This window comes from Streptomyces phyllanthi (genome assembly GCF_009377205.1).
GTDB lineage: Bacteria > Actinomycetota > Actinomycetes > Streptomycetales > Streptomycetaceae > Streptomyces > Streptomyces phyllanthi.
This window is the reverse complement of record NZ_VJZE01000050.1, coordinates 1-16,997: the sequence shown is the minus strand read 5'-3', so window position 1 is coordinate 16,997 and position 16,997 is coordinate 1. Positions and strand designations below refer to the sequence as shown.

Annotated in this window: 15 protein-coding genes; 5 read left to right on the top strand and 10 right to left on the bottom strand. The window is 69.9% G+C overall.

Going from position 1 to position 16,997, the window contains the following annotated elements; all coding sequences use genetic code 11:
• Positions 1-172 precede the first annotated feature (172 nt).
• Positions 173-1,204: a 1-aminocyclopropane-1-carboxylate deaminase/D-cysteine desulfhydrase gene (locus tag FNH04_RS10535; RefSeq protein ID WP_152782705.1), complete on the bottom strand. Its 1,032-nt coding sequence runs from the start codon at positions 1,202-1,204 to the stop codon at positions 173-175.
• Positions 1,205-1,305: 101 nt separating this feature from the next.
• Between FNH04_RS10535 and FNH04_RS10530 the strand changes: the two genes are divergently transcribed.
• Positions 1,306-1,782, top strand: a complete 477-nt coding sequence (locus FNH04_RS10530; RefSeq protein ID WP_152782702.1) for an Lrp/AsnC family transcriptional regulator — start codon at positions 1,306-1,308, stop codon at positions 1,780-1,782.
• Between the two features lie 16 nt (positions 1,783-1,798).
• Positions 1,799-1,960 (top strand): hypothetical protein, encoded by a 162-nt coding sequence (locus tag FNH04_RS46475; RefSeq protein ID WP_194236625.1) that lies wholly within the window; start codon positions 1,799-1,801, stop codon positions 1,958-1,960.
• A 229-nt stretch (positions 1,961-2,189) separates the two neighbouring features.
• Here the strand turns inward: FNH04_RS46475 and FNH04_RS10525 are convergent, their stop codons facing one another.
• Entirely contained in the window at positions 2,190-3,185 is a 996-nt protein-coding gene (locus FNH04_RS10525; protein ID WP_228031270.1) for a DMT family transporter, read from the bottom strand.
• Positions 3,186-3,295: 110 nt separating this feature from the next.
• On the opposite strand from FNH04_RS10525, the gene FNH04_RS10520 reads away from it, so the two are divergent.
• The gene (locus FNH04_RS10520; protein WP_152782700.1) at positions 3,296-3,760 is read left to right on the top strand and encodes an Lrp/AsnC family transcriptional regulator; all 465 of its coding nucleotides are present in this window, start codon (positions 3,296-3,298) and stop codon (positions 3,758-3,760) included.
• Between the two features lie 379 nt (positions 3,761-4,139).
• Here the strand turns inward: FNH04_RS10520 and FNH04_RS10515 are convergent, their stop codons facing one another.
• Positions 4,140-5,423, bottom strand: coding sequence for a glycoside hydrolase family 10 protein (locus FNH04_RS10515; RefSeq protein WP_228031269.1), 1,284 nt, complete (start codon positions 5,421-5,423; stop codon positions 4,140-4,142).
• A gap of 174 nt (positions 5,424-5,597) precedes the next feature.
• Here FNH04_RS10515 and FNH04_RS10510 point away from each other — a divergent pair, with 174 nt between their 5' ends.
• Together FNH04_RS10510 and FNH04_RS10505 are read left to right on the top strand one after the other, a co-directional pair.
• A complete protein-coding gene (locus tag FNH04_RS10510; RefSeq protein WP_322722873.1) occupies positions 5,598-6,458 on the top strand; it encodes a 3-hydroxybutyryl-CoA dehydrogenase in 861 nt (286 codons plus the stop codon).
• 322 nt (positions 6,459-6,780) lie between these two features.
• Positions 6,781-7,038, top strand: coding sequence for a hypothetical protein (locus tag FNH04_RS10505; protein WP_322722872.1), 258 nt, complete (start codon positions 6,781-6,783; stop codon positions 7,036-7,038).
• 20 nt (positions 7,039-7,058) lie between these two features.
• Here the strand turns inward: FNH04_RS10505 and FNH04_RS10500 are convergent, their stop codons facing one another.
• From FNH04_RS10500 to FNH04_RS10470, 7 genes are all read right to left on the bottom strand, one after another.
• Positions 7,059-7,604, bottom strand: a complete 546-nt coding sequence (locus FNH04_RS10500) for an NUDIX hydrolase (RefSeq protein WP_152782694.1) — start codon at positions 7,602-7,604, stop codon at positions 7,059-7,061.
• A gap of 153 nt (positions 7,605-7,757) precedes the next feature.
• Positions 7,758-9,098, bottom strand: coding sequence for a transcriptional regulator (locus tag FNH04_RS10495; protein ID WP_152782692.1), 1,341 nt, complete (start codon positions 9,096-9,098; stop codon positions 7,758-7,760).
• A 478-nt stretch (positions 9,099-9,576) separates the two neighbouring features.
• A complete protein-coding gene (locus FNH04_RS10490) occupies positions 9,577-10,806 on the bottom strand; it encodes a PP2C family protein-serine/threonine phosphatase (RefSeq protein WP_386574320.1) in 1,230 nt (409 codons plus the stop codon).
• A gap of 277 nt (positions 10,807-11,083) precedes the next feature.
• Positions 11,084-13,606, bottom strand: a complete 2,523-nt coding sequence (gene pheT / locus FNH04_RS10485; protein WP_152782688.1) for a phenylalanine--tRNA ligase subunit beta — start codon at positions 13,604-13,606, stop codon at positions 11,084-11,086.
• Entirely contained in the window at positions 13,606-14,727 is a 1,122-nt protein-coding gene (gene pheS / locus FNH04_RS10480; protein WP_152782686.1) for a phenylalanine--tRNA ligase subunit alpha, read from the bottom strand. Before pheS ends, pheT begins: the two co-directional genes overlap by 1 nt.
• Positions 14,728-14,873: 146 nt before the next feature.
• Entirely contained in the window at positions 14,874-16,022 is a 1,149-nt protein-coding gene (locus FNH04_RS10475; protein ID WP_152782683.1) for a sensor histidine kinase, read from the bottom strand.
• 93 nt (positions 16,023-16,115) lie between these two features.
• Positions 16,116-16,976: a TrmH family RNA methyltransferase gene (locus tag FNH04_RS10470; RefSeq protein ID WP_152782679.1), complete on the bottom strand. Its 861-nt coding sequence runs from the start codon at positions 16,974-16,976 to the stop codon at positions 16,116-16,118.
• Between the last annotated feature and the right edge of the window lie 21 nt (positions 16,977-16,997).

Sequence of the window (16,997 nt, the reverse complement as noted above, 5' to 3'; positions counted from 1 at the left end):
TTACGTGAGCAGTTCGCCCAGGGCCGCATCATGAAGAAGACGACGTACTGGGCCCGTGGTCGGGTCCGGCCAGGGTCAGGAACAGAAGTCCTCGATGGTGTCGGTGAGGATCTCGGTGAGGCAGCCCAGCGAGACTGACAAGCCGTCATGCAGGATCGAGGTCAAGGCTAGGCTAAAGCTGAATGTCCCGCAGTCGAGGAAGGTCAGACCACACCGCCGCCGTGTAGCTCGGGTCGAAGATCGCGTGGTACCCGCCGGTGTGCCAGAAAAGAACTGGGCCCTCGATCGTTTCCTTGCGCGCCATGTCGATGATTGCCGCGACCGCTTTCGCCGTGTACACCGGGTCAACCACGATTCCCTCGAGCCGCGCCATGAGGTCGATGGCCTCCGTGACGCCCGCGGCGGGCTGTCCGTAGCCCTTCCCCAAGTAGGCCTCAGTCAGCTCGATGTCGGAGGCAGCAATGCGAATGGTGGGCGCGATGAGATCGGCTGCCTCGTTCGCGAGCCGAAGGTAGTTCCCCGGTACGTCGTCATACACCTCTCCCGCGACAACGACGCCGATGATGCGGGTCGACTTCTGACGGAGCGCTCGCCCCAGTACAAGTCCCGCGTGCGTGCTTCCCGCCGAGCTGGCGTGCACGATCGTTCTGAATGTCGCACCCTGCGCCTCCATCTGCTCTTCAGCTTCGATGTAGGCGCGCGCGAAGCTCGCCGCACCACGGCCGGTTGCCGAGCCGATGGGCAGTCGGTAGACCCGCTCGCCGACAGCCTCTAGCTCGCGGACGACATCCGCGGTCAGCCGAGCGAGTTCTACCCAGGAAGCGTCGCCGACAAGGCGGAGATCGGCGCCGAAAAGGGCATCGAGGAGAAGATTGCCCACGGGCTCTTTCGGCTCATCGTGGCAGAGCACGAGAGTGCACTTCATGCCGATCGCAGCTGCCGCTGCGGCAGCTGCGCGAGTGGCGTTGGAATGGCGAGAGCCTTCGGTCACGATGTGGGTGGCTCCCAGCGCGCGTGCGTGCGCGAGCTCCGTCTCAAGCTTCCGCACCTTGTTCCCTGCGAGGCCCACCGACCCCAGGTCGTCGCGCTTGGACCAGACCTCTACGCCGAGCTCATCGCTCAGCCGAGGCAGGAAATGCACAGGTGAGGTGAACCCTCGGAGGTCGATACGCGGCACGTCGGTGTGGTCAGGTATAGCGCTCATGCCCACAGAACTTAGGCATGTCTGCTCAAATGCACAACCACATCATATCTGGCCGTGCAGATGCACAAACAGGACCTACTGTGCAGGATACTGTCTGTCATATGCATAGCCTTGATGCGGTTGATGCCCGGATACTGCTCGCCCTGGACAGCTCACCCGAAGCCTCACTGATCGAGATCGCCGCCCGGCTGGGGGTGTCGCGGAACACGGTGCACGCGCGCCTGAAGAGGCTCCGCGACGGTGGGGCGCTGGGCACACCCAGCGCCCCTCTCTCCCCAGCAGCAATCGGCCGGCCCCTACTCGCCTTCGTGACTCTGTCCGTGTCGCAGCAGCAGATCGACTCGGTCTATGCGGCGATTGGCGCCATTCCAGAGGTCATCGAAGCGCACACCACGACGGGAGATGCAGATCTCATACTCCGAGTGGTCGCGCGCGACACTGCTGATTTGCACCGGATCACGCAGGGCGTTCAGTTGGCGCCCGGCGTGCAACGCAGCAGCACCTCGATCGCGACGACCGAGGTCATCCCCCACCGAATGTCTCTTCTCCTACATCGACTGGCAACGGACGATTCGTGACGAGCTTCGGAGACCCATGGGGACGTCCGCCTGGAGCTTGAGCCGCGCCGCCGGGAGCGCGGCCTTCCGTCGTGTCTACGAAGCAGCGGCCGAAGTCGTCGACGAGATCGACCTGACGGCTGACCCGGGCAAGCCCGTCCGCGACATCGCCCTAGATGCTCGCCGCAGACCCGGGTAGGGCCCTGGGGACGCCTTGCGGCATCAGCTCCTGAGTGTCCAACTACGTGACAACGGTGGCGAACACTCGCGTACGCCCACGGACGCTCAGGGACTGTTCGCGCAGCTCAGCGCCCACGCATGTGGGACGGAACCGGCCATGCCGGCCCGGCTGCCCCTCTCCGGACGCTCCAGGTAGTTGGAGTACGGCCTGGGCTGCCCAGTCGTGCACGGACCAATGTCCCAGGCTGTCAGGTCACTTCGCTCGTTGATTCCGCGCTGGTCGGCGGCGTCCCATTCGTCATGCTGCGGGTACGGTCAAGTGACCTCCCCGCAAGCAGTGGACGCTTGGGTCCGTTTTCACGATGGCGCGGCGCGATGTTGAATACGGTCACGCCGGTGACGATGAGCGCGAGGGCGGCGCTCACGCCTGGGGTGATGGGCTCGTCGAAGAGGGGGACGGCGAGGAGAGCTGTCAGGACGGGGCTGGTCGCGCCGACTGTTGCAGTGACGGTGCTGCCGAGTGCGCGCACCGCGTAGGCGTAGCACAGGGTCGAGAGCAGTCCTGTCCCGACGCCCTGGAGGCTGGTGAAGAGCAGAACGTCGGAGATGCCGGCGGTGCCGGTGATCAGGTGTGAGGGCATAGCGGCGGAGGCGGCGAGCACGGCGGCTGTGATCGTGGCGGGTGTGCAGACGGCGAGCACGACGCCGGTCAGACCGAGCCTCGTCTGGCGCAGGCCGATCGTGTAGACGGCCCAGGCGCATCCGGCGGTGAGGAGAATGCCGATTCCCGCGGTCGTCGCGGTGGACGTCGTCTGCATTGCAGTCGCTGCGATACCCGTGGTGATCGCGGCCAGGGCGATCAGACCTCGGAAGGAGATCCGTTCCCGCCACCGGAGATACAGGATCACCGCGACGAACAGCGGGACCGTGCCGGGGATGAGGAGACCGATGAGCGCGGCGGAGGTCAGACGTCCGCCGAGCGCGGAGAGGAGAAAGTGCGGCAGTCCACCGATACCGAGCATGAGCAGGACACCGATCCGTTCGCCACGCAGCGCGCGAACGGCGCGCGGAAGCCACGGCGCCAGGATGACGACGGGTGTCGCGAAGCGGAGAAACGCCACGTCGACCGAGGTGAGGCTCGACGAGCCGATCCCCCTGACCGTCAGGGCGAACGAGGACCACAAAACAACCGCGGCCACGAGAGCGGCCACACCCATCAACCTTGTACGCATCTGATTGGCCATAGCCATCTCCTTCCATCCCTGCTCTACGGTGAGCAATCTTAGGAAGGTGGACGTAGCAAGCGATTGCGAATCCTGCCGCTAAATCAGCTCCCTGTGGCAGAATCTGCTACATGATGACCTTGGACGACATCGACCGGAACATCCTCCTCGAACTCCAGCGAGACGGCAGACTCACCAATCAGGAGCTGGCGGATCGCGTGGGCCTCTCCCCGTCACCGTGCCTGCGGCGTGTGCGGCTCTTGCAGGAGAGCGGCGTGATCAATGGCTACGCGGCGATGCTCTCCCAGGACGCACTCGGGCTGCCCATCACCGCCTTCGTACGGATGACGCTCCTCGCACATACCTCGGAGGTCGTCGACGCCGTCGAGGAGAAGATTCGCTCGATTCCCGAGGTGGTCGAGGCGTACCTGCTCGCCGGCGATGACGATTACCTCGTCAAGATCGTCATCGACTCCTTCGCCGCGTACGAAGACCTCGTACGGCGAGAGCTGCGGACCCTCCCGTCACTGTCTTCGATCAAGACGACATTCGCCTTCGCCGTCACCAAACCGCCATCACCACTCCCGATCCCCTGAGCCGCGCACCCTCGGCAGCCGTGACCACGTGACCACCGGCCCGTGGCCCCAGGCATCCTTCGCACGGTCAGAGAACGAGCTGCGAGCCAAGCCCGACACCGGGGAGCGTCACGCATCAGAAACTGGCCGCGTTACCGCGTACGCGCGTGGGGACGTTCATGGCCCTGGCAAGATTTCCGTGAAGAAGGTGCGTGCCACCGTGCGCCGGTGACGCTCCGTCACGGGTAGTGGCGTCGTAGCAGAGCCGTGAGCATCGCGCGTTGGCGGAGCAGCGGGACTCCTGCGCGGCCTGACATGATCCGTTTCTGGAGCTTCAGGTCCGTGATGCGATGCCGACTCAAGATCTCCGTGAGCGCCCTGCTGGGGACCTGCCCCTCGATCATCGGGGCGGTCGCGCCGGCTGCTGGTAGTGGTCGGCGACCACCCGAGCCATGGCCTTGATCTTGTCCTCCTTGACCTCCTTGGCCGAGAAGAACACGTGCCCCCGCACCTCGGGGTGCTTCTTGGCGAGGGTGAGGTGACGGGACAGTTCGGCCGGGTTCTGCCAGGCCGCAGGCTGCGCCGGGTCACCCGCCTTGTAGAGGGCCTCCCCGATGTAGAGCCGTGTCCCCGACCCCCTCGCGACCTTTGCCCACCAGGGCAGAAGGACGGCATAGTTTGCAGGAACCTGCTGGTCAAGCGGGTGTGCCGACCAGTACAGCTGCGGGCAGATGTAGTCGATCCAGTTCTCGCGGACCCACGTGCGGGTGTCCGCGTGGAGGTCGTCGTACGTCTGCACGCCCGCCCGTGTGTCGGAGCCGAGCGGATCGGTCGAGGCGTTGCGCCAGACCCCGAAGGGGCTGATGCCGAACTGGGTGCCGGGCCGGATCTCCCTGATCTGCGCGGCCGTCTCCCGGACCAACTTGTCGATGTTGTCGCGCCGCCACGCGGCCCGGTTGGGAAAGCCGCCGCCGTACCGGTCGTAGGCCGCGTCGTCGTCGAACACCTGGCCCGCGACCGGGTACGGGTAGAAGTAGTCGTCCCAGTGCACGGCGTCGACGGGGTACCGGCGCACCGCGTCGAGCATCGCCTTCTGCACGAAGGCGCGGACCTCGGGGATGCCCGGGTTGTAGTAGAGCTTGCCGCCGTAGGTGACGACCCAGTCCGGGTGGGTGCGGGCGGGGTGCGAGGCGGCCAGCTTCGTCGGGTCGGCGTGGCCCGCGACCCGGTACGGGTTGAACCAGGCGTGCAGTTCCAGTCCCCGCGCGTGGGCCTCCCTGACCGCCGTGCCCAGCGGGTCCCAGCCGGGGTCCTTGCCCTGGGTGCCGGTGAGGTAGTGCGACCAGGGCTCGTACGGGGAGGGCCAGAGCGCGTCCGCCGTGGGACGGACCTGGAAGATCACCGCGTTGAGCCGGCGCTTTTCGGCCATGTCGAGATGGGCGATCAGTTCGGCACGCTGCTCGGCGGCGGTCAGCCCCGGTTTGGAGGGCCAGTCCCGGTTCGCGACGGTGGCCAGCCACATGCCCCTCAGCTCGCCGCTCGCCCGCCTCCGGCCCGATTTCCCTTCCACTTCCCCTCCCGCTCCCGCCATCGCGGTGCCCGCCGCCACACCGCCCGCGGCCACGAGCCCTGACAGGGCGGTCACCGCGAACGCCCGCCGTGACATCCGTGGCTTGCGATGCATCCTCGTACCTCCGCGTGCTGGGTGCCCGCCCCGTCACGAGCCGTTCGCCGGTCAGCCTTTCACGCGCCACCCGCCGAACCGCTCAGTAGCCACCGAAGGTAACGTGCAGATTTGGCGCAGGCCCCGTACCACGAGGTTCCTGCGAAGTTGCGTAGACCAGCGGAAGGGACCGATGTGACCGACATCGAACGCGTCGGAGTCGTGGGCTGCGGCCAGATGGGAGCGGGCATCGCCGAGGTGTGCGCCCGCGCCGGACTGGACGTGAAGGTCGCCGAGACCACCGGCGAGGCCCTGGAGATCGGCCGCACCCGGCTGTTCAACTCCCTCTCCAAGGCGGCCGAGCGCGGCAAGATCACGGAGGAGGAGCGGGACGCGACACAGGCACGGCTCTCCTTCACCACCGACCTCGGCGAGTTCGCGGACCGCGACCTGGTGATCGAGGCCGTCGTCGAGAACGAGCAGGTGAAGACCGAGATCTTCCAGGTGCTCGACCAGGTGGTGACCCGCCCGGACGCGATCCTCTCCTCCAACACGTCCTCGATCCCGCTGGTGAAGCTGGCGGTCGCCACCTCGCGGCCCGACCAGGTCATCGGCATCCACTTCTTCAACCCGGCGCCCGTACAGCAGTTGGTCGAGCTGATCCCGGCGCTCACCACCTCCGAGGGCACGCTGAGCCGGGCCCAGGTGTTCACCGAGAAGGTGCTGGGCAAGCACGCCATCCGCGCCCAGGACCGCTCCGGCTTCGTGGTCAACGCACTGCTGATCCCGTATCTGCTGTCCGCGATCCGGATGTTCGAGTCGGGCATCGCCAGTCGCGAGGACATCGACAACGGCATGGAGATGGGCTGCGCCCACCCGATGGGCCCGCTGAAGCTCTCCGACCTGATCGGCCTGGACACGGTCGCCTCGGTGGCGTACTCGATGTACGAGGAGTACAAGGAGCCCCTGTACGCCGCTCCCCCGCTGCTCCAGCGCATGGTCGACGCGGGCCGGCTGGGCCGGAAGTCGGGGTCGGGCTTCTACTCGTACGGCTGACGGTACGGCGGCCGGCAGCGCCTCTCGGCCTGCGGGCGCATCGGCGGCCGGCGCCCGTCGGCCTGACGGCGCGTCTGCGGTCGGCGCCCGTCGGCCTGAGGGGACTCCAGCCTGATGCCACGTCAACCCGCTCACGTTGCGTGAAACCGCATACCTTCACGGACCCGGTACCTCATAAGGCACCGGGTCCGCGCCATTCACACACCGTGTGCGCGGCGGGCACGCATATGCCGTTCGCACACTCTCCCCACGCGCCCACCAGGCGAGTTGACTTCACATGCGCATCGCAAGGGACCGGACGACTACAGAAAGGAGTGGACTCGTGGCCACCGACCCCGAGCATCCCGTGGTCCACGGTGAACTCGCAGAGTTACGCCGTCGCCTCGATGTGGCTCATGCCCGCGTCGAGGGAGGGCTCACGCTGCTCAGTCACCGCGCCGAGGAGACCGCCAAGGAGCTCGACGACCTGAGCACACGGGTCGTCACCCTGGAGCACACCCGCTGGCCGCTGCCCGCGGTGGCCGCGCTCACGGCCGTGGGCGCGCTCGTCGTGGCGATCTGGCAGGCCGTGGGCCGCTGAGGCACCGGACGCCGGGGGGATCAGGGCAAGGCGTCCTGCCCGAGCCTCAGATGGTGCAGGAGGAGCAGCGCTGCCGCCATGTTCGCGGCCGGGACCTCGCCGCGGGCGACCATGTCGGGGACGAGCTTGAGGGAGACCCACTCCCGACGGTCGGACTCGAAGTCGTCCACGGGATGGCCGACGTACCTGCCCTCGTCGGCCCAGAAGATGTGGTGCCGGGCGTCGGTGAGCCCGTTGGAGGGCTCGACGCTCATCAGGTGACGCAGGGGTCCCGGCCGCCAGCCGGTCTCCTCCTCCAGTTCGCGGGCCGCCGCCCCGGCGATGTCCTCGCCGTCCTCGACCACACCCGCGGCGAGCTCCCATCCCCAGCTGTCGGTGATGAAGCGGTGCCGCCACAGGAGCAGCACCTCGTTGGCCTCGTTCACCACCGTCGCCACGGCCACGGGCCTCAGCCGTATGAGGAAGTGATCGAGGTGCCGCCCGTCCGGCAGTGCGACATCCGCGAGATTGACGCTGAACCAGCGGTTTGCGTACACAGTTTGTTCGTTCTGTTTCGTCCACTGCATGGTTCTGCCACCTTCCGCCAAGTAAGTGGCAATATCGCAGCAGGAGGGCCCTGACAGCAGGCGCACAGGGAGCCCATGGTGGCTCGCTCAGGGCGCAGCGGTGGGTGTCGTTCCGCGCGCGGAGGGCGCGGTTGTCACTCGGCGGGGGCCGCGCTACAGGGGTACGCGCAGGGCTCCGTCGATGAGTTCGGCGGCCTCTGCCGTGCCCGCGCAGCCGCTGCGCACCAGGTGCTCACGGACCGCCCGCAGCCGGTCGCGCAGCCGCTGGGACTCCATGCCCCGCGCGGTCTCCGCCATCTCCACGGCGGTCGCCACCGCCCGGTCGGCGTTGCCCTGTCTCAGCTCTATCTGGCTGAGCATGGCGAGCCGGTGGACACGGCCCCGGTCGTGCGCGGGGGTGTCCACCGCGGCGGCGGCGTTCTCGGCCGCGGCCGTCAGGTCGCCGAGACTGAGCAGGGCCTCCGCCACCTGCACGTTGACCAGGCCGGGCTGGACATAGCCGGTCTCGTCCGGTTCGTACCCGCGCCGGATGCGCTCGGCGGCCTGTTCGGCACGCCGGATGCAGGACAGCGCGCTCGTGCCGTCACCGAGGTGCGCGTACGCCTTGGCCTGCATCGCGTACAGGTCCGAGGCGAGCGCGGGCGTGATGTGCTTGCCCGCGGCGCGCAGCGCGGCCTCCGCGAACGCGACGGCCTGCCGGTACTCCTTCATGAACAGCGCCTGGTTGACCAGCAACGCGATCACATACGCGCCGAGTCCCCGGTCGCCGCTGGCCTTGGCGAGCCGCAGTGCCTGGTGGAAGTACCGCTGGGCGAGCCCATGGGCGTCCGAGTCGTACGCGCAGATCCCCGCGACGGCCACCAACCCGCCGGTCGCGCGGTGGAGTTGACGGCCGGTGGCGTCGGTGTAGCTGCCGCGCAGCAGCGGCGCGGCCTCGGCGTTGAGGAAGCCGACGATACGGGTGCGTGTGGCCACACCGCCCGCCTTGCGGTACATCTGCTCGTAGTGGGTGCGGGCCGCGCGCAGCATCTCGATGTCGGCCATGCTCACGCGGTGCCGGCCGCCGCGTGAGACGTCCACGTCCTCGGGCGGGTTCTCCCACTCCCACACGGGCATCACGGCGGGGGTTCCGGTGACGGCGGGGGCGCCGAGGATGTGCGGGCGCTGCTGCTCGTCGGAGCGCCACAGGGCGGTGGCGCGCTCCACGAAGCCGGAGAGCGACGAGGTGTGCGGCCCGGCCGCCTCACCGGGTACGCCGAGGCCGATGTCGTCGAGGGTGACGGTACGGTGCAGCCGGCCGGCGAGCACCTCGCAGATCAGGTCGGGCACCTGTCCACGCGGGCGCTGACCCTTCAACCACCGTGCCACGGCGGTGTGTTCATATCTGAGGGTGAGGCCGCGCGCCCGCCCTGCCTGATTCACATGGGCGGCGAGGCCCGCGTGGGACATCCCCGCCTCGTCGAGGATCGCGTCGAGCAGAGTGTTGGGCTGCATGGAGGTGCCCTCCGGTGGCTCGGAGCCGGCGCGGGCTCAGCGTAGCGCTTCCCCCTTCGCACGGGGTGTGAACGGAGTGCCCGAACCCGGACTGTGCGCACGCGCTCCGCTTGTAACGGGGTGGGGGGTGCGGGTGTTCTGTCCGCTGCGGGTGCGTTGTGGCTTGGCGCGCCGTTCCCCGCGCCCCCAGGGGGCACCACTGGTAGTTCGACGGCTGCGGCTCCGTCGCGGGTAGTCGCGCAGTTCCCCGCGCCCCCGAAAAAGGGCTACAGGTAGTTCGTCCACCGCGGGGCCCGTCGTGGCTTGGCGCGCCGTTCCCCGCGCCCCCAGGGGGCACCACTGGTAGTTCGTCGACTGCGGCTCCGTCGCGGGTAGTCGCGCAGTTCCCCGCGCCCCTGAAAAGGGGCAACAGGTAGTTCGTCCACCGCGGGCCCGTCGCGAGCAGTCGCGCAGTTCCCCGCGCCCCAGAAAAAAGGGGCTACCGGCGGTTCGTCGGCTGCGGGCCCGTCGTGGCTTGGCGTGCCGTTCCCCGTGATCCCAGAGGGGCGCGGGTGGGGTGGCGGTCGTTGTGGAGGATCAGTAGGGCTACGTCGTCGGCGGGCATTCCGTCGGCGTGGTGCAGCAGTTGCGTGAGTACGGACTGCAGGACCGGCTGCGCGGACGCCGGGCGGATGCGGGTCGCCTCTGCGAGCGCCTCGGGGAGAGGGAAGAACCTGCCCGAGGCGTCCCGGGCGTCCTCCACGCCGTCGGTGTGCAGGAACAGCGCCTCACCGGGCAGCAGTCGGCCGCAGTCGGTGGCCGCCAGTTCGGCGGGCAGCGGGAACGGCCCGAGCGGGGGCAGCGGGTCGGCCACCCCGGCCAGGGACTCCACCCGGCCGCCGCTGAGCAGATACGGCCAGGGGTGGCCGCAGTTGAGGGCGAGCACCTCACCGTCGCGCCGGATCTCCAGCAGCAGCACCGTCACGAACTCCTCGGCGACCGTGCCGACGGGGTCCGATCCCGTGGACGGATGCTCGGCCTTGGACCGCTCGCGCAGGTGCCGGGCGAAGGCCCGGTCCAACCGCCTGAGCACACCCGAGAGTTCGGCCTCGTCGTACACGGCCTCGCGGAAACTGCCGAGGATCGCGGCGACGGTCCCGATCGCACCGATGCCGTGCCCGCGCACATCGCCCATCACGACCCGCACGCCGTGCTCGGTGGCGATCACCTCGTACAGGTCCCCGCCCACGGCGGCACCGGGGTCGGCGGAGAGTTGCTCGGCGGCGGTGGTCAGCCCGTCGATACGCGGGGGCAGTGGCCTGAGCAGCGTCCTCTGCGCGGCACCGGCGACCTCACGGGCCTGCCGCAACTCCCCCAGCAGCGCTCGCCTGGCGCGCAGCACCAGGCCGGTACCGGCCGCGAGACAGACGGCGCTGGTGACGATCCGAGCCCCGAGCACCCTCCGCCGCGCCGTCGGACGGCTCAGTCCGTACGTGATCGCCGTGGCACCCGCCACCAGGGGCAGCCCCACCGCGAGGCCCGAGCGGACCGGCTGCCGGTCGGCTCGGTCCCGGTCGGACCGAAGACCGTCGGCGAGGCGGACCCCACGGTCGACAGCGGCCCGCAGCCGGTCCCGGGCCCGCGCCACCGCGCGGTTCCCGGTGACCGCGCGCGAGGCGTACGTCCCGGGCCACGCCCTGCCGGGAGCCCCAGCGTTCATACGAATCATGCCGATGGCCCCCCATTAGGCCGTGACAGCGCACAGGGCCCCGAGAGGCCGGTCCGATTCTGTCGACCGGATGCCCGGATCGCTCCAGATCACCCCAACTTGTCACTCGAATGAGTGAGGTGATCGGTAAGAGTTCGGGAGCGCCCCTCAGGGGGGCGAAAGCTTTTTGCAGAGCGCACGGGAGCACCCCCGAACAGGGGCGAGGGGAACTGCGACCGGCCACCACCAACCCGCGGCCGGCGGACAAACCCGCAGTTCCCCTCGCCCACCGGCGGAGTCACCCGCGCAGAACCGCCCCCGTACGCTCGCCCGCCAGGGCAACCGCCGCGTCACGCGCGGCGGACGCCTCGTCCACGGTCAGCGTCCGGTCCCCGGCCCGGAAGCGGAGCGCGTACGCCAGGGACTTCCGTCCCTCACCGAGCTGCTCGGCGTTCTCGTAGATGTCGAACAGCCGGATGGACTCCAGCAGTTCACCGGCGCCCTCACGCAGCGCGGCCTCGACCTCCACCGCCGGCACGAACTCGTCGACGACGAGGGCGACGTCCTGCGTGGCGACGGGGAACGTGGAGATGCCCGGCGCCTGCGGAGCACCGTCACCCACCTTCTCCAGCGCGTCCAGGTCGAGCTCCATCGCACAGGTGCGCGCGGGCAGCCCCAGGGCCTTCAGAACACGCGGGTGCAGCTCGCCCGCGTGACCCACGACCCGCTCGGTGCCGTCGGCGGCGACCGCCAGCTCGGCGCAGCGGCCCGGGTGCCACGGCCCGTACTGCCCCTTGCGGATGAGCAGCTCGGCGCCGGCCTCGGCGGCGACGGTCCGGGCGGCTTCGACCGCGTCGGCCCAGTCGGCCGGGCGGCCCTTGCCCCACCAGCCGGCCTGCTCGCGGGCGCCCGCGAGGACGACCGCGACATGACGCGGCTGCTCGGGCAGCGCAGCGGTCAGCTCGGCGATCTCCTCGTCGGTCGGGCGCCGGTCGACGGGCAGCCGGACGGCGACGCCCGGCTCCTCGCGCGGGTGGAAGACCAGACCGGTCTCGAACAGAGCCAGGTCGTGCGAGCCCCGGCCGTCGTTGCGCCGCAGGGCGCCCAGCAGCCCCGGCAGCAGCGACGTACGGAGCGCGGGCTCCTCGTCGCTCAGCGGGTTGACGAGCTTGACGACACGGCGGACCGGGTCACCGGCGTCCAGACCGAGCTGGTCGAAGACCTGCTCGCTGATGAACGGGTAGTTCGGCGCCTCGACATATCCGGCACCGGCCAGCGCCCGGCCGACCCGGCGGTGCAGGCGCTGCCGGTGGGTCAGACCGCGGCCGGAGGGGGGCTTGGGCAGCGTGGAGGGCAGGTTCTCGTAGCCCTCCAGGCGGATGACCTCTTCGGCCAGGTCGTTCGGGTCGGTGAGGTCGGGTCGCCAGGACGGCGGGGTGACGGTCAGTTCGTCCTGCCCGGCCACGTCGCAGCCGACGTCCTGGAGGCGGCGTACCACGGTCTCGCGGCCGTACGTGACGCCCGCGACCTTGTCCGGGTGGTCGGCCGGGATCGTGATCGCGCGCGGCCCGGAAGGCGCGACGGCCTCGGTGACACCGGCGTCGGCCGTACCGCCCGCGAGCAGCACCAGCAGGTCGACGGTGCGCTGGGCGGCGGCGGCCGCGGCCAGCGGGTCGACACCGCGCTCGAAGCGGCGGGACGCCTCCGACGACAGCTTGTGGCGACGGGCCGTACGGGCGATCGCGACCGCGTCGAAGTGGGCGGCCTCGATGACGACCTCGGTCGAGGCGCTCTCCCCGTTCTCGGTGGCCTCGTGGTCGGCGATCTCGGTGTTCGCGCCGCCCATGACGCCCGCGAGCCCGATCGGGCCGCGCTCGTCGGTGATCACCAGGTCCTCGGTGTCCAGGGTGCGCACGACGCCGTCGAGGGTGGTGAGCTTCTCACCCTCCTCGGCCCGGCGTACGCCGATCGCGCCCTGGACCAGGTTGCGGTCGTAGGCGTGCAGCGGCTGACCGAGTTCCATCATCACGTAGTTGGTGATGTCGACGGCGAGCGAGATCGGACGCATGCCGACCTTCTGCAGCCGGCGCCTGAGCCAGATCGGGGAACGCGCTTCCGGGTCGAGACCGCTGACGGTGCGCGCGGTGAAGCGGTCGCAGGCGGCGGGGTCGGAGACCTCGACCGGGTAGCCGAACGCGTTCGGGGCGGGCACGTCGAGCAGCGCCGGGTCGAGCAGCGGCAGACCGTAGGCGGTGGCGGCCTCGCGGGCGACACCGCGCAGGGAGAGGCAGTAGCCGCGGTCGGGCGTGACGGCGATGTCGAGGACCTCGTCGACCAGTTCGAGGAGCTCGATGGCGTCGGTGCCGACCTCGTGCTCCGGCGGCAGCACGATGATGCCCTTGGTGCCGTCGTCGCCCATACCCAGCTCGTCGCTGGAGCAGATCATGCCGTGGGACGTCTTGCCGTACGTCTTGCGCGCGGAGATCGAGAAGCCGCCCGGCAGCGTGGCACCGGGCAGGACCACGACGACCTTGTCGCCGACGGCGAAGTTACGGGCGCCGCAGACGATCTCCTGCGGCTCGCCGGTGCCGTTGGCGGTGCCGACGTCGACGGTGCAGAACCGGATCGGCTTCTTGAAGCCCTCCAGCTCCTCGATGGTCAGCACCTGCCCCACGACGAGCGGGCCCTTCAGGCCGGCGCCGAGCTGCTCGACGGTCTCGACCTCCAGACCGGCCGAAATCAGTTTGGCCTGTACGTCACGGCCGGTCTCCGTCGCCGGCAGGTCGACGTACTCCCGCAGCCAGGAAAGCGGGACCCGCATCAGATCTCCATCCCGAACGGCCGGGTGAACCGGACGTCACCCTCGACCATGTCTCGCATGTCTTCGACGTTGTGGCGGAACATCAGCATCCGCTCGATACCGAACCCGAAGGCGAAGCCGCTGTACTTCTCCGGGTCGACGCCGCAGGCGGTCAGCACCCGCGGGTTGACCATGCCGCAGCCGCCGAGCTCGATCCAGCCCTCGCTGGAGCAGGTGCGGCAGGGCCGGTCGGGGTTGCCGACGGACTCGCCCTTGCAGACGTAGCAGAGCATGTCCATCTCGGCGGACGGCTCGGTGAACGGGAAGAAGTTCGGCCGCAGCCGGGTCTTCATGCCCTCGCCGAACAGCGACTGGACCATGTGGTCGAGGGTGCCCTTGAGGTCGGCCATGGTCAGGCCCTCGTCGATGGCGAGCAGCTCGACCTGGTGGAAGACGGGGGTGTGCGTGGCGTCCAGCTCGTCGGTGCGGTACACGCGGCCGGGGCAGATCACGTAGACCGGCAGCTCGCGGCCCAGCAGGGAGCGGATCTGTACGGGCGAGGTGTGGGTGCGCAGCACGACACCGGACTCGGCGCCCCCCTGGGGGCCCTGCACGAAGAAGGTGTCCTGCTCGCCTCGGGCCGGGTGGTCCGGGCCGATGTTCAGCGCGTCGAAGTTGAACCACTCGGCCTCGACCTCGGGGCCTTCGGCCACCGCGTAGCCCATGGCCACGAAGATGTCCTCGATGCGCTCCGACAGCGTGGTGAGCGGGTGGCGGGCACCGGCCGGTACGCGGTCGTACGGCAGGGTGACGTCGACCGCCTCCTCGACGAGCACGCGGGCGTCCCGCTCGACCTCCAGCTCGGCCTGACGGGCGGCGAGGGCCTTGTTCACGGCGCCGCGGGCCTGGCCGACGAGCTTGCCGGCGGCGGCCTTGGCGTGCGGGGGCAGGGCCCCGATCTCGCGGTTGGCGAGGGCCAGCGGCGAGGTGCCGCCGGTGTGGGCGACCTTGGCCTCCTGGAGCGCGTCGAGGGAGTCCGCGGCGGTAAAGGCGGCGAGCGCCTCGTCCCGCATGCGCTCGATCTCTTCCGGTTTCAACGCCTCGACCTCGACAGGGTCGTACGACTTATTGGGTGCCGACATCTCTTCCCGTGCTTCCGATTGGCTGGCTGAAGGTCCCCGTCCGGATCCGTTGGCGGATCGTCGCCGACTTCGGGACACAAAGGTGCCAAAAGCCGAGTCTAACGGGGTTGACGTAGGTGAATGCGCCCGTGGGGCCTCGGTCGGCGTTACTGCAGATACGCCGGGGTGCCCACGGGCAACGTAAATCGGAACTCGGCGCCGCCGCCGGGGGCGCGGCCGACCGTGATGGTGCCGCCGTGGGCCTCGACGATGCCCTTGACGATGTACAGCCCGAGGCCCGTGCCGCCGCGCTTGCTGCCCCGCCAGAAGCGGGTGAAGACGCGGTTCATGGACTCCTCCGGGATGCCGGGCCCCTCGTCGCTCACCGTGACCGACGTGGCGGCGTGTTCGCCGTCTTCTTCCCGCTCGCGCGGGGAGGCCGAGGGCTGGACGTCAATCGTGACGGTTCCCTCGCCGTGGCGCACGGCATTTTCCAGCAGGTTGCTGAGCACCTGGTCGATCTTGTCGGGATCGGCCCAGAGGCCGGGCAGCGGCTGCTGGATCCGCAGCAGGAACCGGTCGGCGGGCTGACCCGCGGCGACGTACGCGTGGATGTGCCGTCCGACGGCGGCACCGATGTCGACGGGCTGACGGCGCACCTCGAGGCGCCCCGAGTCGATGCGCGAGATGTCGAGGAGCTCGGCGATGAGCCGTGTCACCCGGTTGGCGTCGGCGTCGACGGTCTCCAGCATCAGCTTCTTCTGGTCGTCCGTGAACCGTTCCCACTTGGCGAGCAGGGTCGCGGTGAACCCCTTGACGGAGGTGAGCGGCGAGCGCAGCTCGTGGGCGACGGTGGCGATCAGCTCGGCGTGGCTGCGCTCGGTACGGCGGCGGGCCTCGGTGTCGCGGAGACAGACGATGACACGGCGGACGGGCCCGGTGGGTTCCGTACGGACGTACCGCGCCGAGACGAGCACCTCGCGCCCACCGGGCAGCAGCAGGTTCCGCTCGGGCTGCCCGACCCGGATGGCGAGCCCGCCGTACGGGTCCGTCAGCTGCCACCACCGGCGGCCCTCCAGGTCCTCTAACGGCAGGGCCACTTCGAGCCGGCGCCCGAGGGCGTCGGCGGCGGGGACGGCGGTGATACGGGCGGCGGCGGCGTTGAAGCAGATCACGGTGCCGTGCTCGTCGGCGACGACGAGTCCGTCCGGGAGGTCCTCGGGGCCGATGCCGAGCTCGGCGAGATCACCGTGGCCGGGCGCGGCGCCGGCGCCCACGCCGGGTGCACCCGGTGCCCTGCTCGTGCCGACACTCATCCCCGTACCCCACCTCTCGCGTCTGGCATGGGGGTCCCCCCTGCTCGAGCGCGGCCGAGAGCCTGGGGGAGGGCCCCCGAGCCCGTCACCCTACTAGCCGGGTGTGACGGAACGGCACCCTCCAGAGGCGCGCTGTGCACGGGCGGACGCGTAGAGACATACGGCGGCGGCGGTCGCGAGGTTCAGGCTTTCGGCCTTTCCGTGGAGGGGAACGCGCACGACGGCGTCCGCCAGCGCCCGTGTCTCCTCCGGGAGCCCCCACGCCTCGTTGCCGAACACCCAGGCGGTGGGCCCGCCCATGGTCCCCTTGTCGAGCTCGTCGTCGAGGTCGTCGTCCCCGGTGCCGTCGGCGGCGAGAACACGCACACCGGCCCCCTTGAGCCCTGCGACGGCTTCCTCGACAGGCACACCGACGGCGACGGGCAGGTGGAAGTGGGAGCCCACGGAGGCGCGTACGGCCTTGGGGTTGTACAGGTCTACGGAGGCGTCGGTCAGTACGACGGCCTCGGCGCCGGCGGCGTCGGCGCAGCGCAGTACGGTACCGGCGTTGCCCGGGTCGCGGACGTGGGCGAGGACGGCGACGAGCCTGGGGCGGGCTTCGAGGATGTCCTCGAACGGAGTGTCGAGGAACCGGCACACCCCTACCAGCCCCTGGGGGGTCACCGTGGTGGAGATGTCAGCGATCACGTCGTCGGACGCGAGATGGACGCGGGCGCCGGCCGTGCGGGCCTCGCCCACGATGTCGGCGTGGCGCTCCGCGGCCTCCAGGGTCGCGAACAGCTCGACGAGCGTGGATGTGCCGTCGGCCGCCCGGTGTCCCGCCGCCTCCCGCACCGCCTGCGGCCCCTCGGCGAGGAACAGCCGCTCCTTCCCACGGAAGTTCCGCCGGGCGAGCCGCCGCGCGGCGGACACACGAGCGGAGCGCGGAGAGATCAGCTCGGGGGCGGGGGGCATGGGTCACCTTTTGGTTGGAGG

What these genes read in the sequence shown, in the direction of transcription:
- FNH04_RS10530 (WP_152782702.1), top strand. Translation starts at nt 1,306, where the DNA reads ATGCATAGCCTTGATGCGGTTGATGCCCGGATACTGCTCGCCCTGGAC.
- FNH04_RS10475 (WP_152782683.1), bottom strand. Translation starts at nt 16,022, where the DNA reads ATGAGTGTCGGCACGAGCAGGGCACCGGGTGCACCCGGCGTGGGCGCC.
- pheT (WP_152782688.1), bottom strand. Translation starts at nt 13,606, where the DNA reads ATGCGGGTCCCGCTTTCCTGGCTGCGGGAGTACGTCGACCTGCCGGCG.
- FNH04_RS10525 (WP_228031270.1), bottom strand. Translation starts at nt 3,185, where the DNA reads ATGGCCAATCAGATGCGTACAAGGTTGATGGGTGTGGCCGCTCTCGTG.
- FNH04_RS46475 (WP_194236625.1), top strand. Translation starts at nt 1,799, where the DNA reads ATGGGGACGTCCGCCTGGAGCTTGAGCCGCGCCGCCGGGAGCGCGGCC.
- pheS (WP_152782686.1), bottom strand. Translation starts at nt 14,727, where the DNA reads ATGTCGGCACCCAATAAGTCGTACGACCCTGTCGAGGTCGAGGCGTTG.
- FNH04_RS10500 (WP_152782694.1), bottom strand. Translation starts at nt 7,604, where the DNA reads ATGCAGTGGACGAAACAGAACGAACAAACTGTGTACGCAAACCGCTGG.
- FNH04_RS10495 (WP_152782692.1), bottom strand. Translation starts at nt 9,098, where the DNA reads ATGCAGCCCAACACTCTGCTCGACGCGATCCTCGACGAGGCGGGGATG.
- FNH04_RS10520 (WP_152782700.1), top strand. Translation starts at nt 3,296, where the DNA reads ATGATGACCTTGGACGACATCGACCGGAACATCCTCCTCGAACTCCAG.
- FNH04_RS10470 (WP_152782679.1), bottom strand. Translation starts at nt 16,976, where the DNA reads ATGCCCCCCGCCCCCGAGCTGATCTCTCCGCGCTCCGCTCGTGTGTCC.
- FNH04_RS10490 (WP_386574320.1), bottom strand. Translation starts at nt 10,806, where the DNA reads ATGATTCGTATGAACGCTGGGGCTCCCGGCAGGGCGTGGCCCGGGACG.
- FNH04_RS10535 (WP_152782705.1), bottom strand. Translation starts at nt 1,204, where the DNA reads ATGAGCGCTATACCTGACCACACCGACGTGCCGCGTATCGACCTCCGA.
- FNH04_RS10515 (WP_228031269.1), bottom strand. Translation starts at nt 5,423, where the DNA reads ATGCATCGCAAGCCACGGATGTCACGGCGGGCGTTCGCGGTGACCGCC.